Raw genomic sequence first — 16,728 nt, 5'->3', positions numbered from 1 at the left:
GGGGCTCAGTGGCAGTCTTGACGTTGACTAGCCGGCACGACCCCGCGAGCTGGTAATTAGTAGGCCCCAGCTGGTGATCGCTCCCGACAGAGAAACCGTCATTGGCGGGCACTATACGTGCGTTCCGCTCACGGTGTCAACCCGCCCGGCGAGTTCACGCCGTGGCGCTCGGCGTTCCTGGCGCCTAGCGCTTGGTGGCGGTGTATAGCCGTTCGCATAAGCGTCCGCGCGAGGGCGCCCTCGCGCGGCGAAGTGACGGCGACACATGGCTCCGGGCTTCGCTTGGCGCACAATCAAGCAGTCCTGCTGCTGGGAGGTCCGCCATCGAAATCCTACGCGTCTCCGGATCGTCTCGCCCGAACTCCGTGGCCGGCGCCATCGCGGCGCTCCTACGGAGCGAGGGCGAGGTGGAAGTCCAGGCCATCGGCCCGCAGGCGGTCAACCAGGCCGTGAAGGCCATCGCCATCTCCCGCTCCTACCTCGAGAACGACCGGCTGGACCTGTACGCCGTTCCGTCGTTCGTGCGGCTCGAGCTGCTCGGCGAGGAGCGGACGGCGGTGCGCTTCCTCGTGACGTCCAGGCCGGTCGCGGAAGGCGGCGGGCTCGATCCGGCCGGGGTGCCCGAGCCGTCGGTGACGAGCTAAGCGATAGCACCAACGGGTGGCGAGTCGGCCTGGCCACCCGCAGAGGGCGCGTCCACGCGCCGGAGCGCACGCGCGGTAACGTGGTCGCGTGGACGGCACACGCTCAAGAACGGCGGCTGGTGGACGCACGCGAGGCGCCGCGGCGGGCGACGAGCCGCGGCGCATGGCGCTGGCCGTGCTTGGGCGCATGCGCGGCGGCGCCTTTCTCGCTCCTACGCTCCACGAGTACTTGAGCGCCGCGCCGCTCGGTCGCGCCGATCGCGGGCTCGTCACCGACCTCAGTTACGGCGTCGCCAGGCGCATGCTCGAGCTGGACGCGGTGTTGGCACCCTTGCTCAAGCGCCCCGATCGCCTGCCGCCAATAGTGATGGACGCGTTGCGGTTCGGCGCCTTCGAGGTGCTGCACCGTGGCACGCCACCGTACGCCGCCGTCGACGCCTGGGTCGGCATCGTCAAGAGCGAGGCCCCGGGGCTCGCCGGGCTCGTCAACGCAGTCCTCAGGCGTGTGGCGCCGCTGCCGGCTGCCCGGCCGCCCGACGCGGCTGCCGCTCTACGCGCCTCGCTGCCCGCCTGGTTGTACGAGCGCTTCGCGGCCGCCCTCGGAGAGCATGCCCCGGGGGCCGCGGCGGCCATGCTGGAGCCCGAGCCGTTGTGGCTGACCGCGTTCGGGCCGGCCGCCCGGACCGCCCTGGAGGCCGACGGCGCCGTCGTGTCGGCCTACGGGACGGTGCGGGAGGGTCGACCCCACTCGTTGCGGGTCATGGCGCCCATGAGCGTCGACCGGCTCGCGGCCTTCACCGCCGGCCTCGTGCAACCTCAGAACCCCGCCTCCTTGCAGGTCGCGCTGCTCCTCGACCCACCGCCGGGAGGTCGCGTCCTCGACCTGGCGAGCGGCAGAGGCGTGAAGAGCGCCGTGCTGGCCGCGCTGGGCGCCGAGGTGTGCGCCGTGGAGCTCGACCCGCGCCGCTCGGCCGCCGCGGAGCGCAACCTGCGGCGCCTCGGCTTGAGCGTGAAGCACTTGACCGCGGACCTCACGCGACCGCTCGACGTCGCCCCCGCACCCCAAGTCCTCCTCGACGCGCCCTGCAGCGGCACGGGGACGTTGCGGGGGCACCCGGAGATCAAGCTCCGGCTCACCCCAGAGGACATCGCCTCCGCGGCCGAGACGCAGGCGCGCATGCTCGCGACGGCGGCGGCCGTGGTCGCGCCCGGCGGCCTGCTCCAGTACGCCGTGTGCGCCCTGACACCGGAGGAGGGTCCGCTGGTCGTGGCGCGGTTCCTGACCTCGAGCCATGGCGACGGGTTCGCCTCGGAGCAGTTCGAGCTTCCGCTCCCGACGCATGCGGTGGACCACGGCCGGTACGTTCTGCCCTTGGCCGGGCTCGACGGCTTCTACGTCGCGCGCTTGCGTAGAGCGGTCTGACCGGCACGGAGGGGCCGCCGAACGGTACCCTGGCGCATGTCCAGCGAGGGAACGCGTAACGCCGCGCCCGCGGCCGTCGCCGAGCCGGCGACCGGTCAGAGGCCCACGTCCGTGCAACTCTCAGAGCGGGTCCATGCCGTGCTCGGGGGTGTCAACTGCGCCATCGTCGATGTCGGCGATGGCCGCGCCCTCCTGATCGACAGCGGTCAGGACAAGGAGTACGGACGCAAGGTCCGTAAGGCTCTCGACGCGCTCGGCCTGGAGCTAGCCGTCATCCTGGCCACGCACTCGCACGCCGACCATTACGGCGGCAACGCCTACCTCCTCAGGCAGTTCCGGGAGGCGCGGGTCTGGGCCCCCGAGATCGAGGCCGAGATCATCCGCACCCCGGCGCTCGAGCCCATCTACCTGTTTCACGGCGCCAAGCCACTGCCTGAACTCACGGGCAAGTGGTTGCAGGCCGAGGCCTCCCCTGTCCACCGCGTCCTGACCGCCGGCCGTGACACCGTCGGCGGCGCGAGCTTCGAGCTGCTCGACGTGAGGGGCCACGCCCACAGGCAGCTGGCCGTGCTCGTCGACGACGTGCTGCTGGCCGCGGACGCGGTGTTCGGCGCGGAGACGCTGGAGAAGTACCCCATCCCGTTCGCCCAGGACGTGGTCGGACAACTGCGGGCCTTCGAGACGGTGGCCGGCGTTGACGCCAGGGTTCTCCTCCCCGGTCACGGCGCCCCGACCGAGGACATCACAGGCGTCGCAAATAGCAACCGCGTGGCCGTTCTGCGCGCGGCCGACGCCGTCCTGACGGCCTGTGCCGCGCCCGAGGCGCGCTCCGGCGCGAGCACGGAGGACGTGGTGGCCGGCTCCGCCGAGAGCCTCGGCGTCGCGCTCGACGACCTGGCTCGCTACCACCTCAATTTCTGCGTCGTGTCCGCCCACCTCGGCCGCCTCCGGGAACTGGGCGAGATCGTCTGCGCGTTGGAGGCCGGGCGCCTCGTCTGGCGGCGGGCGCGCCGCGCCGCCGAAGAGCCTGAAGGCCGGTCCGCGCCGGTCGCCGGAGCCGCGCGACTCGAGAAGGGCGGCGACGCATGAGGTTCACCAGCGCCGGCGCCGCGCGCACCGTCACGGGCAGCTGCCACCACCTCGACCTCGGCGACTTCCAACTCGTGGTCGACTGCGGCCTCTTCCAGGGCGGCGCCGAGCTGGACGCCCTCAACCGCGCGCCCTTCCCTTTCGAGCCGCGCGACCTCGGCGCCGTGCTCGTAACCCACGGGCACCTCGATCACGTCGGTCGCCTGCCGCTCCTAGTGAAGGCGGGCTACGCGGGGCGCTTCCTCGCCACCAAGGCCACGGCCGACGTGGCCGCCATCATCCTCCGGGACGCCGCCAAGCTGCAGGAGGAGGACTTCGAACGGGACCTGCGTAAGGCGCGCCGCGCCGGACGCGAGTCCGAGCTGCAGGGTCCGCTCTACACCCTGGCGGACGTCGAGGCAGCCATCGCGCGTTTCCAGAGCGTGGCGATGCACGAGCCTGTGCGCGTCGCCGACGGCGTCACGGCCACCTTCAGACCGGCCGGGCACATCCTCGGCAGCGCCTACATCGAGCTGCGGACGCGCGAGGCGCGCCTCGTCTTCTCCGGCGACCTTGGCAACCGCGAGAGCAGCATCCAAGCGCCGACGGAGCCGCCGGACGCGTGCGACGTGCTCGTCATCGAGTCCACCTACGCCGACCAGACGCACCCGAAACGCGCCGAGACGGAGGCACGCTTCCGGGCAGCGCTAGCGCGGTCGCTCGAGAAGGGCGGCAACGTCATGATCCCGACATTCGCCGCGGAACGGGCCCAGCAGGTCCTCTACCTCGTCAACCGCCTGATGACCGCCGGGCAGGTCCCGAAGCTGCCGGTCTTCCTCGACTCGCCGATGGCCGCGAAGATGACGCGCCTGTATCAGGAGTGCGCGTGCGACTTCCGGCCGGAGATAGCGGACCTGATAGACGCCGGCCAGGACCCGTTCGAGCCGCCGACGCTCCGTTACGCCGTGACGGCGGACGAGTCGAAGGCCATCAACGAGGTCACCGGCGGGGCGGTCGTCATCGCGGGCTCCGGCATGCTGACCGGCGGCCGGATCAGGCACCACCTCAAGCACAACCTCTGGCGCGAGGAGGCGACCCTCATCGTGGTCGGCTACCAGGCGCACGGCACGCTCGGCAGGCTCCTCCTGGACGGCGCCAAGCGCGTCAAGCTGTTCGGCGAGGAGGTGGTGGTGCGTGCCGCCATCGAGAACATCAGGGGCTTCTCGGCCCACGCCGATCACGACGACCTGCTCGCGTTCATGACGCCGACCGGCGCCACGCACGTGCTCCTCGTCCACGGCGAGCCGGAAGTGATGGACGGTTTCGCGGCGGAGCTGAGGCACAGCGGGCGCCGCGTGTCCTTGCCGGAGTTCGGAGTGCCCATCGACCTGTGAGCCGTGGGCGGCGCCTTGCGCCGCGTGCCCCTGCGGGAGTTCGGGGCGCCCAGAGACCTGTGAGCTCCTGAACGCTGGCCGGGGCCGCAGTCAGCCACATTACGGAGCCGACGGGCGGATTGGGGGTTTACTAGCGCCATGGATTGGGAACTGCCAGTTATCGCGCTTCGCAGCCAAGTCGTGCTGCCGCGCACGCTCGAGAACGTGGACGTCGGTCGGCCGAAGTCCAAGCGCGCCCTCGAAGAGGCGCAGGCGGGCGACAACCGCGTGCTGCTCGTCGTCCAGCGCGACTCGCGCATAGACGACCCGAACGAGACGGACCTCTACTCCGTCGGCACCCTCGCCGTGGTCAAGCAGGTCATCCGCCTCCCCAACGACACGCTCCAGGTACTCGTCGAAGGCCGCGACCGCGCGACCATCGAGGAGTACGTGCATGGCTCCGCGTTGCGGGCCCGCGTCTCCACCATCACGGAGGTGGGCGTCGACAGGCAGAACGAGAAGGTCCTCGCGCTCGTCGAGCAGGTCAAGGTCGCCTTCGGCGAGTACGCCCAGCAGAACAAGAACATGCGCCTCGACTCGTTCCACCTCGAGAACCTCCGCGCCATGAAGGAGCCCGGCTCGCTCGCTGACGTGGTGGCCAAGTTCGCCACGTGGGACGTGGCGGACAAACAGGCCGCACTCGAGGAGGCCTCCGCGGTCAAACGCCTCGAGCTCGTCTTCGGGTTCCTGACCCGTGACCTCGAACGGTTCGACACGGAGAAGGAGATCAGCGCCCGCGTCAAGCAGCAGATGGACTCGAACCAGCGCGAGTACTACCTGCGCGAGAAGATGAAGGCCATCCAGAAGGAGCTCGGCTCGGGCGAGGAGAGCGAGGGCGAGGAGCTGCGCGCGAAGGTGGAGGCCAAGAACCTGCCCGAGCACGCCAAGGAGCGGGCCCTCAAGGAGATCGACCGGCTCGAGAAGATGGCCGGCGGCTCGCCGGAAGCCACCGTGGTGCGCACGTACGTCGACACCCTCCTGGAGCTCCCGTGGAGTGAGATCGACGAGGAGCACCTGGACATCGGCAACAGCCAGAGGGTGCTCGACGAGGACCATTACGCGCTGGAGGAGCCCAAGGAGCGCATCCTCGAGTTCCTGGCCGTGCGGCAGCTCACGCGGGACGTCGAATCGGCCGACTACAAGGCCCCCATCCTCTGCCTCGTCGGACCGCCCGGGGTCGGCAAGACGAGCCTAGGGAAGTCCATCGCGCGCAGCCTCGGGCGCAAGTTCGTGCGCATGAGCCTTGGCGGCGTGCGCGACGAGGCCGAGATCAGGGGCCATCGCCGCACGTACATCGGCAGCCTCCCCGGTCGCATCATCCAGGGCATGAAGACGGCCGGGACGATCAACCCCGTCTTCCTGCTCGACGAGGTCGACAAGATGACGGCGGACTTCCGTGGCGACCCGTCGTCCGCCCTCCTCGAGGTCCTCGACCCCGAGCAGAACAACACGTTCGCCGACCACTACCTCGAGATTCCCTACGACCTCTCCAAGGTCATGTTCATCACGACGGCCAACAGCCTCTCGACCATCCCCCGGCCGCTCCTCGACCGCATGGAGGTCATCCAGATCCCCGGTTACACGCTCGTCGAGAAGCTGGAGATCGCCAAGCGTTACCGCGTGCCACGTCAACTCCGCGACCACGGTCTGGCCGAGCACTTAGCGTTCGACGACGGCGCCATCCGCCGGGTCGTCACCGAGTACACGCGCGAGGCCGGGGTGCGCAACCTCGACCGGCTCATCGCCAAGGCTGCACGCAAGTCCGCCAAGGAGTTCCTCACGACGCCCTGGGAGGGTGTGCGCAACGTCGACTCCGACGCTGTGCGCGTCCTACTCGGCGTGCCGCCCTACCGCGACGAGCAGGCCGAGAAGCAGCCGCAGGTCGGCCTGGCGCACGGGCTCGCCTGGACGTCCGTCGGCGGCGTTACGCTCGACATCGAGACCGTCGCCGTGTCCGGCAAGGGCGTGACGACCCTTACGGGCCAGCTGGGCGACGTCATGAAGGAGAGCGCTCAGGCCGGCATCGCGTTCCTACGCAAGCACGCCGAGGAGTACGGTATCGCCCCCGACTTCCACGAGAAGCGCGACCTGCACGTGCACGTGCTGGAGGGCGCCACGCCGAAGGACGGTCCGTCCGCCGGCATCGCCATCGCGAGCGCCGTGGTCAGCGCCCTGACCGGCCGGCCGCTGCGCGGCGACGTCGCGATGACGGGCGAGATCACGCTGCGCGGCCGCGTCCTGCCCATCGGCGGCGTGAAGGAGAAGCTCCTGGCCGCCCACCAGGCCGGCATCGGCACGGTCATCCTGCCCAAGGACAACGAGGCCAACCTGGAGGAGGTCCCCAGCGTCATCCTCGAGGACCTCGAGGTCGTGCCGGTTAGCGACTTCCGCCAGGTCCTCGACATCATGCTGATGCCGGAGGAGCAGGCGGAGAGCGCCGCGGCGTTCGTGCCGCCGGCCGCCGACCGCTCGGGCGCGCAGCCCGTCACCCCCGGCTGACCGGCTGGGCTACACCCCGCGCGGCTCCGGCGCCAGCCACGGCGTCAGGGCCAGCAGCACCGCCTGCACGTACAGGTCGGACCGCGACACGAGGCCCCGGGTGAGCACGCCAGCTGCCCCGGGGCCATCTTTCGCCCGCTCGAGCCCGTAGGCCGCGTCGAGCGCCGTGCCGAGCTCCTGACCGGACGAGACGCGCTCCGCGAGGAAGGCCGGCACCTCGAACGTCGCGCTGCGAGCCGTGCCGAGCCGACCGGCGCGGTCCGTGACGACGACCCAGGCGCTCGTGTATTGCCCGCCGCGCGCCGGCCCGCTCCCGCCTGGGCCCGCCTGAGCGTCGCCGACCCCTGCCTGAGCGCCACCCGCCCCACGCTCGGCCTCGCCGCCGCTCACGCCCGCCTCGATCCCGACGCCCAGCTGCGCGCCCGGCACGAGCGCCAACGCGCCGCGAGCGCGGTTGAGGGCTCCGGCGTACGTCTCCTTGTCGCCCAGCGGCTGCGCGGGCACGCCGGAGGGCGCCTCGACGTGCGTCACCGCTACGAAGCGCCCGTGCACGCACCGCAACGCCGTCTCGACCGCCCTGACCTTCGCCGGGCTCGTGGACCCTAGGGCCACGTGGCGCATGACCGCGAGCACGCTCTCGGGTGGTGGCTCGTGCGTTCCCGCAAGCGCCGCGACCGGCCGCGTGTCGGCCATTCAGCCCCCCTCCCCTACGGTCGCCCTCAGCACGTCGGCGTCGCCTTCCAGTGCGTAGCTCCCTAGGCTTGCCGGCAAGACGACCGCCGCGCCGCGCCCAAGCGCCAGCGTGCGACCGGCGGCGGACAGGCGCGCGGAGCCGCCCGTCAGGACGATGAGCTCGAGCGAGCGCTCCGTCGTGGCGCCCAGGAGCGGCGGGCCTGCCGTCAGGCGGCACGCGTCGAGCACGAACTCCGGCAGCTCGACCGCCCGCCGCCAGCGGTCCGGCTCAGGCGGGGCGCTGCCAGGCGCGTAAGGACCGCCCGTCAGGTCCGCGACGGCCAGGGCCCGCTCCACGTGCAGCTCGCGGTGCTTGCCGTCGGCCCCGGCTCGCCCGTAGTCGTAGAGCCGGTACGTCAGGTCGCTCGCCTGCTGGATCTCGAACAGGAAGCACCCGGCGCCGACCGCGTGCACGGTGCCGGCGGGGTTCACGACCACGTCGCCCTCGCGCACGCCGACGCGGTGCATCAGGTTCACGAAAGTGCCCTCCGCCAGCGCCGCGCGCGCCTCCGCCTCCGTGACGTCGCGCACGAAGCCGCGGAGCACGGACGCCCCGGGCTCGCACTGGAGCATCAGCCAGGCCTCCGCCTTGCCGAGGTGGCCGCTGGCGGCCTCGACCCGTGCGGCATAAGCGTCGTCCGGATGCACTTGCACGGAGAGGTCGGAGGCCGCGTCGAGGAACTTGGCCAGTAGTGGCACGCGGGCGCCGTAACGCTCGGCGGGGGCCGACCCGACCAGCGCCGCTCCGTGCGTGCGGGCCAGTTCGCCGAGCGTCAGGCCGGCGTACGGGCCGTTCTCGACCAGGTTGCCGGCGTCGACGAGCCAGCACTCCCCTAGCGGTTCCCCGGCCGGCCCGCTCACCGGGACCTGGACGGGCCCCCCGCCGTACCACTCCGCGAGGCGCGCGCCGCCCCAGACGCGCCGGTACAGGTGCGGGCGCAGGAGCAGCGGGTACGGCTCGAACGGTCGCGCCGGGCCGGAGGCGCGCTCGCGGACCATCACCTAGGCGCCCCTCCTGGCAGCTTCTTGCCCGGGTTCATGATGCCGGCCGGGTCGAGCGTCGCCTTGATGGCCTGCATGAGCCCGAGCGCCTTGCCGTGCTCCCGCTCCATGTACTTCAGCTTGCGCAGGCCGACGCCGTGTTCGCCCGTGGCCGTGCCGCCCGCGTCGATGGCCCGGTGCGTCATGCGGTCGACCACGCCCTGTGCCAGCGCCCGCTCGCCGGCGTCCGCGACGTAGAGCGTCAAGTGGAAGTTCCCGTCGCCGACGTGGCCGACGACATGCACGTCCAGGCCGTGCTCGGCGCAGTCGGCCATGGCGCTCGCCACGGCGGCGGGCAGCTCGGAGATGGGTACCGCCACGTCGGTGATGATGCTGTCCAGCCCCGGGTGCGCGGCGTTGGCCGCGAACAGCATGGTGTGGCGCGCTTCCCACAGCCGCGCCCGCTCGCCGGCGTCCGTGGCCGCCTCGAAGGCGGTCGCGCCGGAGTCCGCGGCCAGCTCGCGGGCGATCTCCACCTCGGCGGCTATGCCCGCCGGGTTGCCGTGGAACTCTAGGAAGATGGTCATCTCCTCCGGGAAAGCCGTGCCGGAGTAGGCGTTGACGGCCCTGATGCTGATCGGGTCGATCAGCTCGCAGCGCGCCACCGGCACGCCGGCCTGGATGAGCCTGGTCACGAACGAGGTCGCGCTGAAGGCGTCAGGGAACGGGAGCCTGGCAGCCGCGGCGGCCTCGGGCAGGCCCACGAGGCGCAGCGTGACCTCCGTGATCACCCCGAGGGTGCCCTCCGCGCCCGTGAACAGCGCGCAGAGGTCGTAGCCGCTCGCGGACTTCCTGGCGCGGTTGCCGAGGCGCATGACCTCGCCGGTGGGCGTCACCACCTCGAGCGCGAGCACGTAGTCGCCGGTAGTCCCGTAGCGTACGGCGGCCGTGCCCGACGCGTTCGTGCTGACCATGCCGCCGATGGACGCGTGCGCGCCCGGGTCGATCGGGAAGAAGAGGCCGTGCCGACGAACGTGGTCGTTGACGCGGGGGTACGTGACTGCCGGCTGCACGACGATGAGGAGGTCCTCGGGCCGCGACTCGAGGATGCGGTCGAGGTGCCCGAGGTCGAGGGATATGCCGCCGGCCACGGGGACAGTGTGGCCTTCCAGGCTCGAGTTGGCAGCGACCGGCGTGATCGGCACGCCCCGCTCGGTCGCGAAGCGCAGCACCCTGCTCACCTCGTCCGCGCTTCGCGGGTAGACGACGACTTCGGGCATGACCCCCGCGGCATAGGACTCGCCGCGCGAGTGCTGGGTCAAGGCGGCTGTGGTCGTGTCGACGCGGTCGGCGCCCAGTAGGAGCGAGAGTTCGTCTGCGATGGTCATGCGCCCCACTGTAATGCGAGGCGCCGGAGAGCGTCTTGGGGGCGCCGATTGCTCGGCGCCCCCAAGCTCATCGCCGCCCTACTCGGTCTTCGTGACGCCGTGAAGGTCCACGGAGCTGAACCCGAGCGGGCTGGGGATCCAGCCGTGGACGTTGGCCCGCGTGGCGTTGAGCGAGCGGTTGTGCGCGACGGGCATCGCCATCGCCTGGTCGGCGATGATGTCGTTCACCTTGGCGTAGAGGGCGGCGCGCTCGTCGGGGTCGGCGATCTGGCGAGCCTCCGCGAGGGCGGCGTAGACGTCGGCGTCCGCCCAGCCGCTGCGGCCGACGGCCGAGGGTCCGAAGAACGTGAGGAGGAAGTTGTCGGGGTCCGCGTAGTCGGCGTTCCAGCCGATCATGTACATGGCGAACTTGCCCGCGCGGTAGTCGGCGCCGTAGGTCGTCCAGTCCTCGGTCTTGAGCTCGACGTTGATCCCGACGTCCGCGAGGTAGGACGCGATGGTCTCGGCGATGGGCTGCGGCGACAGGAAGTAGGGGCGGCTCACCGGCATGTACCAGAACTCGATGTCGAAGCCGTTCGGGAAACCGGCCTCCGCCAGGAGCTCCTTGGCGCGCTCGGGGTTGTACTCGTAGGGCCAGGGCTCGCCGTGACCGAAGAGCGAAGGCGGCAGGAGGTCCTGCGCGGTCACGCCGAGGCCCTCGTAGAACGCGTCTACGATGGCGTCGCGGTCGACGGCGTGCATGATGGCGCGGCGCACGAGGACGTTGTCGAGCGGAGCGTGGTCGATGTGGATGGCGACGTAGCCGACGTTCAGCTCCGAGCTGGCGACCTGGACGACGAGGTTCGGGTCGGCCTGCACGGTAGCGAGGTCGTCGGACGTGAGGAGCACGGCGACGTCGATCGTGCCGGCCTGCAGCTCGGCGAGGCGGGCGGTCGGCTCCTGGATGCCGCGGAACACGACGCTCTCGACGCCGGCGGGGCCGCCCCAGTAGTCGTCGTTGCGCTCCAACACTACGCGTTCGCCCTCGGTCCACGAGACGAACTTGAAGGGGCCGGTGCCGACGGCGCCGAAGCCCGGGGTGCCGTAGGCGACGCCGGCCGCCTGGATGGCCGCCGGGCTACCGAACTGGAAGTAGACGGCCGCCCACAGGGCCGGCAGGAACGGCGCGGGTTGCGTCAGGTGCATGCGCACCGTGTGGTCGTCGACGACCTCGACGTCGGCGATGAGGTTGGAGCCGCTCTCGATGGTGCCGCCGAACGTGGCGTCCCACATGGCGAACGTCTTCCCGTCGGCGCGGTTGCCGGCCGGGTCGTCGGCGTGGTTGAGGCGGTCGATGTTGAACTTCACGGCGGCGGCGTCGAACGGCGTGCCGTCGTGGAAGCTCACGCCCTGACGGAGGTCGAACGTCCAGACCGTGCTGTCCTCGTTGGCGCTCCACGAGGTGGCGAGGGCGGGCACGAGGTCGGTGGAGCCGGGCGCGAAGTCGACGAGGCGCTCGGCGATCTGGCGGCTGACGACCAGCGAGTTGCCGTCCGTGGTGTCGACGGCGTCGAGGGACGTTGGGAAGCCGGAGACGCCGTACACGAGCGTCTGCGCCTGCGCCAACCCGAGTACCAAGAACAGTGCCGCGACGAATGCTGCTTTCTTCATCCTGCCTCCTGTAGGCGGTAGGGGGCTCGCCGGCAACGGTACGCTCGACCATCTGGCTGATGGTTGTCGGGCAGGTGCTCGAAGACGCCTCCACCTGTTGGTTATGCAGGCGATGCTACCACGCCCCGGCTCGCTGATTCGCGTGAGGGCCGTAAGCCGCACGCGACCCGTCGCCGGTCTCCGGCCTCGTCCCGATCGAGCGGGCCGTGCCACGGCGCACCCCGCGCGCGCGTTACACTTCGCCGGATGAGATGCGAGAAGATGCTGGAGCTGTGGCTGATACGCCACGGCGAGACCGACTGGAACCGCGAGGGGCGCGTGCAGGGGCGCAGCGACAACGCCCTCAACGACCTCGGCCGTGCGCAGGCGCGCGCCCTCGGTGCCAGGCTGGCCGCCACCGCTTTCGACCGCGTCTACGCCTCCGACCTGAGCCGCGCGGTCGAGACGGCCCGGCTCGTCTTCCCCGGTCGCGCGCCCGAGCTCGATGCCCGGCTACGTGAGATGGCCGGTGGGGTGCTCGAGGGCAAGACCGTGGCCGAGATGTCCGAGAGCGAGCTGCGCGTAAGGGCGCTCAGGGGCTCCGGGCGGGTCGACGTGCGGCCGGAAGGCGGCGAGTCGTACGAAGACGTGATGGTCCGCGTCCGCGACTGGCTGGGGGAGCTACCCGGGCAGGGTCGCGTGGCGTGCGTGACGCATGGCGGCGTCATCCACACGGTGCTCAAGGTCGCCTTCGGTCACGTGGCTGGCGCGCCGGGCGGGCCGACCATCTTGATAGCGAACGCCAGCGTCAGCGTGGTGCGGCTCGGTGCCTGGACAGTCGTCGAGCGGGTGAACGACCACGCTCATCTGGAGGCGCTCACGCTCGCCCCACGCTAGCGCCGATCGACCGGAGGGACCGGACTCCGGCGCAGAGCTCGCGGAGCGAGGCCGGTCAGATGTTGCGCAACCGCGGATCGAGGATGTCGCGGATCGCGTCGCCGAGCAAGTTGAAGCCGACCACGGCCAGGAAGATGGCGATGCCTGGGAAGATCGACATCCAGGGCGCCCTGAGGAACTGCGAGAAGCCGTCGCGGATCATCAGCCCCCACTCCGGGGCCGGGGGCTGCGCGCCGAGGCCGAGGAAGCCGAGTGCGGCGACATCCAGGATGGCGGTGCCGATGGAGAGAGTGAGTTGAACTATGAGCGGGGCGAGCGAGTTGGGCAGTACGTGCTTCAGCACGACCCTGGTGCCCCCCGACCCGAGCGCCCTGACGGCCTGCACGTACTCCGACTGGCGCACCTGCATCACGACGGAGCGCACGATCCGCGTGTAGATCGGCACCTGTGTGATGGCGATCGCGATGAGCGCGTTGGTCAGGTTAGGACCGAGCGTCGCCACGATCGCGATGGCAAGCAGGATGCCGGGGAACGCCAGGAGGATGTCGACCAGCCACACGATGACGGTGTCGAGCCAGCCGCCGACGTAGCCCGCGATCAGCCCAAGGAGAGTGCCTATGACGACCGCGAAGGCGACGGCGATGAGGCCGGCCCGGAGGCTGATGCGGCCGCCGTGCAGCACGCGCGTGAAGTTGTCACGGCCGAGTTCGTCCGCGCCGAACCACCGCTCGGCGCTCGGCGGGCTGAGCCGCGCCCTCAGGTCGCGGTCGCGCCTGGCGTCGTACGGCTTGAGCACGGGTGCCAGCACCGAGATCAGGACGAGGAAGACGACGATGGCGAGACCGAGGACGCCCGTGGGGTGGCGGAAGAACCGCCGTACCAGGTCGTTGCCGCGCTTGTGGCTCGTCGCTTCGAGGCCGTTCTGGGTCGTTGTCGCGGCGTCCATCTACCCTCCTCCGTCGGCGTTGTCGGTAGGTCGGATGGCAGCGGTCTTGCGCACTGGACCCTCGTACGGCTGCTGGCGGTGAGGTCGGGCGGTCTCGATCATGCGTACTGGATCCTCGGGTCGATCAGCGTGTAGGAGAGGTCGACGAGCAGGTTCACGAACACGAACAGGGTGGCCACGAAGATCACGCCTCCCTGGATGATGGGGTAGTCGCGGGCAGCTATGCCGTCGTAGACCCACCGTCCTATGCCGGGCCAACTGAAGACCGTCTCCGTCAGGATGGCGCCGGACAGGAGCGAGCCGAAGCTCAGGCCGATGACCGTGATGACGGGCAGCAGGGCGTTGCGCAAGCTGTGCTTGCGTACCACCGTCAGCTCGGCGAGGCCCTTGGCGCGGGCCGTGCGTACGTAGTCCTGGCCGAGGACCTCTAGCATCGCGGAGCGGGTCATGCGCACCACGATGGCGAGCGGGATGGTGCCGAGCGCTATCGCAGGCAGGACCAGGTGCCTGGCGGCGTTCAGCGCGCCCTTGAAGTTGCCGGCGAGCAGGCCGTCGAGCACGTACATGCCCGTGATGGGCTGGATCGAGGTCGACACGGAGAGCCGGCCGGAAGGCGGCAGCCAGCCGAGCACGACCGCGAAGACGTAGATGAGGATGATGCCGAGCCAGAAGACGGGGAACGACACGCCCGCGATGGCTACCAGCATCACGCTCGTGTCGGCGAGGGTGCCCCGGCGCAGCGCCGCCCACGTGCCGGCGGGGATGCCGATGGCGACGGCGAGGAGCATGGCCGCCAGCGTGAGCTCCAGCGTCGCGGGGAAGCGGTGCAGGAGGCTCTGCGTGATGGGCACCAGGGTGAGGATCGAGCGCCCCAGGTCGCCGCGCAGCATGCCGCCCATGTAGTCGAAGTACTGCGAGTCGAAGAGGTCGCCGAGCTTGCCGGTCTCGCGGTACTCGGCCGTGTTGAAGAACAACGGTCGGTCGAGCCCCAGATCGGCCCGTAGCCGCTCGATGAGGTTCGGGGCCGCGCGCTCCCCGAGCATGGCGATCGCCGGGTCGCCGGGGATGATGCGCGTCAGGAAGAAGATGAGCAGGGTGACCCCGATCAGCACGGGGACGAGACCCAACAGGCGGCGGACGATATACGCGGTCAAGCGCTTGCTCCTAATAGGACCCGGCGAACGGGCGCGCTAACGGGGCGATACACCCGGCGCCGCCAAGTCGATCAGTGATTCTTGCAGCAACATAACCCGGACGGGTCGGGGCCGCCCCGGGCAGGGCGTCCCCGACGCTCCCGGCATGGGTTTGGGAGCGCGTGACTCGCGCTCCCAAACACCTTCACGGTTTGTGCTTACTGCGCCTTCGTGACGGAGTGCAGGCTGACGGAGCTGAAGCCGAGCGGGCTGGCGACCCAGCCGTCGATGCCGACGCGCGTCGCGTTCAGCGAGCGGTTGTGCGCCATCGGGATCGAGATGGCCTGGTCCGCGACCGTGTTCACGACCTGCGCGTAGAGCTCGGCGCGGCGGTCCTGGTCGGCGATCTGGCTGGCCTCCTGGATGATGGCACGGGTCTCTGGGCTATCCCAGCCCTGGTCGGTGAGGGCCGAGGGACCGAAGAAGGTGCGGAGGAAGTTGTCGGGGTCCGCGTAGTCGGCGTTCCAGCCGATCATGTACATCGGGAACTTGCCCGTCTGGTAGTCGGCGAGGTAGGTGGCCCAGTCTTCCGTCATGAGCTCGGCCGTGATGCCGACGTCCGCCAGGTACGAGGCGATCGTCTCGGCGATGGGCTGCGGGGCCGGGAAGTACGGGCGGCTGACCGGCATGTACCAGTACTGCGTGGTGAAGCCGTTCGGGAAGCCCGCCTCCGCGAGGAGCTCCTTGGCCTTCTCCGGGTTGTACTCGTACGGCCAGTCTTCGCCGTGACCGAAGAGCACGGGTGGGAGGTGGTCCTGGGCGACGACGCCGAGGCCCTCGTAGAAGGCGCTCACGATCGCGTCGCGGTCGATGGCGTACGCCACGGCGCGGCGGACGAGCACGTTGTCGAACGGCGCGTTCGCCTGGTGCATGGAGATGTAGCCGACGTTGAGCTCGGTGTCGGCGATGGCGGTCTTGAGGTTGGGGTCGTTCTGGACCGTGGCCAGGTCGTCGCTCGTCAGGTTGACGGCGATGTCGATGGTGCCGGCCTGGAGCTCAGCGAGGCGGGCGGTGGGCTGCTCGATGCCGCGGAAGACGATGCGTTCGACGCCGGCGGGGCCGCCCCAGTAGTCGTCGTTGCGCTCGAGGACGATGCGCTCGCCCTCGATCCACTCGACGAACTTGAAGGGGCCGGTGCCGACGGAGCCGACGTTCGGCGTGCCGTAGTTGACGCCGGCGGCCATGACGGCCGTAGGGCTGTTGAACTGGAAGTAGGCGGCGGCGAACAGCGCGGGGAGGAACGGAGCCGGCTGGGTGAGGGTCAGCTGGATCTCGTACTCGCCGGTGATGGCGACGCTCTCGATCAGGTTGCCTTCACCGATCGGACCACCGAAGACCCAGCCCCACGGCACGAAGGTCTTGCCTTCGGCGCGCCCGCTGTACGGGTGGTTCGGGTCGTTCCAACGGTCGAGGTTGAACTTGGCCGCCTCGGCGTTGAACGAGGTGCCGTCGTGGAACTTGACGCCCTGGCGGAGCTCGAACGTCCATACGGTGGCGTCGTCGTTGGCGCTCCATGAGGTGGCGAGGCCGGGGATGAGGTCCGTCTTGCCGGGCGCGAAGTCGACGAGGCGCTCCGTGACCTGACCGCTGACGACGAGGGAGTTGCCGTCTTGGGAATCGACGGCGTCGAGCGAGGCGGGGAAGCCGCTCGACCCGAACACGAGGGTCTGCGCGCTCGTCAGCCCGAGCGTGAGGAGTAGAGCGAGCAGCAGTACCAGTCTCTTCATGTAGCCTCCAGTTTCCACGACGTGGTCGGCATGGGGCCGCCTTGGCGCTTTCGTATCGGTGACGCGCTCGCGGCCCTCGCTGTACCAACGTTCGACGCCTGCGATGCTAGCACGTGAACTACCGCACACTAGGCGCCCATGCTTCAGCTTCCGTTCACCTGCTTGACG

13 protein-coding genes are annotated in these 16,728 nt (G+C 70.3%); 6 read left to right on the top strand and 7 right to left on the bottom strand.

Translation table 11 applies throughout. From position 1 onward, the window contains the following. Nucleotides 1–323 precede the first annotated feature (323 nt). The 5 genes from M9914_09110 (at nucleotide 324) to lon (ending at nucleotide 7,067) form a co-directional block, all read left to right on the top strand. Nucleotides 324–644: a stage V sporulation protein S gene (locus tag M9914_09110; protein ID MCO5174336.1), complete on the top strand. Its 321-nt coding sequence runs from the start codon at nucleotides 324–326 to the stop codon at nucleotides 642–644. 88 nt (nucleotides 645–732) lie between these two features. Next, nucleotides 733–2,067, top strand: a complete 1,335-nt coding sequence (locus M9914_09105) for an RsmB/NOP family class I SAM-dependent RNA methyltransferase (protein MCO5174335.1) — start codon at nucleotides 733–735, stop codon at nucleotides 2,065–2,067. A gap of 36 nt (nucleotides 2,068–2,103) precedes the next feature. After that, on the top strand, nucleotides 2,104–3,156 hold the full coding sequence (locus tag M9914_09100) for an MBL fold metallo-hydrolase (protein ID MCO5174334.1): 1,053 nt from the start codon (nucleotides 2,104–2,106) through the stop codon (nucleotides 3,154–3,156). Beyond that, a complete protein-coding gene (locus tag M9914_09095; GenBank protein ID MCO5174333.1) occupies nucleotides 3,153–4,529 on the top strand; it encodes an MBL fold metallo-hydrolase in 1,377 nt (458 codons plus the stop codon). Before M9914_09100 ends, M9914_09095 begins: the two co-directional genes overlap by 4 nt. A gap of 138 nt (nucleotides 4,530–4,667) precedes the next feature. After that, entirely contained in the window at nucleotides 4,668–7,067 is a 2,400-nt protein-coding gene (lon, locus tag M9914_09090; protein ID MCO5174332.1) for an endopeptidase La, read from the top strand. A gap of 9 nt (nucleotides 7,068–7,076) precedes the next feature. Here lon and M9914_09085 read toward each other — a convergent pair whose 3' ends face one another. The 4 genes from M9914_09085 to M9914_09070 all read right to left on the bottom strand — a co-directional run bounded on the left by M9914_09085 (nucleotide 7,077) and on the right by M9914_09070 (nucleotide 11,818). Next, nucleotides 7,077–7,760, bottom strand: coding sequence for an inosine/xanthosine triphosphatase (locus M9914_09085; protein MCO5174331.1), 684 nt, complete (start codon nucleotides 7,758–7,760; stop codon nucleotides 7,077–7,079). Beyond that, the gene (locus M9914_09080) at nucleotides 7,761–8,798 is read right to left on the bottom strand and encodes a class I mannose-6-phosphate isomerase (protein MCO5174330.1); all 1,038 of its coding nucleotides are present in this window, start codon (nucleotides 8,796–8,798) and stop codon (nucleotides 7,761–7,763) included. It abuts the gene before it with no gap. Next, nucleotides 8,798–10,168: an FAD-binding protein gene (locus M9914_09075; GenBank protein MCO5174329.1), complete on the bottom strand. Its 1,371-nt coding sequence runs from the start codon at nucleotides 10,166–10,168 to the stop codon at nucleotides 8,798–8,800. The genes M9914_09080 and M9914_09075 overlap by 1 nt, the downstream gene beginning before the upstream one ends. 78 nt (nucleotides 10,169–10,246) lie before the next feature. After that, a complete protein-coding gene (locus tag M9914_09070; protein MCO5174328.1) occupies nucleotides 10,247–11,818 on the bottom strand; it encodes an ABC transporter substrate-binding protein in 1,572 nt (523 codons plus the stop codon). Between the two features lie 246 nt (nucleotides 11,819–12,064). Here M9914_09070 and M9914_09065 point away from each other — a divergent pair, with 246 nt between their 5' ends. Next, nucleotides 12,065–12,694, top strand: coding sequence for a histidine phosphatase family protein (locus tag M9914_09065; protein ID MCO5174327.1), 630 nt, complete (start codon nucleotides 12,065–12,067; stop codon nucleotides 12,692–12,694). Between the two features lie 55 nt (nucleotides 12,695–12,749). On the opposite strand, the gene M9914_09060 is transcribed toward M9914_09065, so the two are convergent. The 3 genes from M9914_09060 to M9914_09050 all read right to left on the bottom strand — a co-directional run bounded on the left by M9914_09060 (nucleotide 12,750) and on the right by M9914_09050 (nucleotide 16,560). After that, a complete protein-coding gene (locus M9914_09060; protein MCO5174326.1) occupies nucleotides 12,750–13,640 on the bottom strand; it encodes an ABC transporter permease in 891 nt (296 codons plus the stop codon). Nucleotides 13,641–13,738: 98 nt separating this feature from the next. After that, the gene (locus M9914_09055; protein MCO5174325.1) at nucleotides 13,739–14,794 is read right to left on the bottom strand and encodes an ABC transporter permease; all 1,056 of its coding nucleotides are present in this window, start codon (nucleotides 14,792–14,794) and stop codon (nucleotides 13,739–13,741) included. A 197-nt stretch (nucleotides 14,795–14,991) separates the two neighbouring features. Beyond that, nucleotides 14,992–16,560: an ABC transporter substrate-binding protein gene (locus M9914_09050; GenBank protein MCO5174324.1), complete on the bottom strand. Its 1,569-nt coding sequence runs from the start codon at nucleotides 16,558–16,560 to the stop codon at nucleotides 14,992–14,994. Between the last annotated feature and the right edge of the window lie 168 nt (nucleotides 16,561–16,728).

Source organism: Trueperaceae bacterium, from assembly GCA_023954415.1.
GTDB lineage: Bacteria > Deinococcota > Deinococci > Deinococcales > Trueperaceae > JAAYYF01.
Note: the sequence above shows the minus strand (reverse complement) of the source record. Positions and strands in the feature narration are given on the sequence as shown.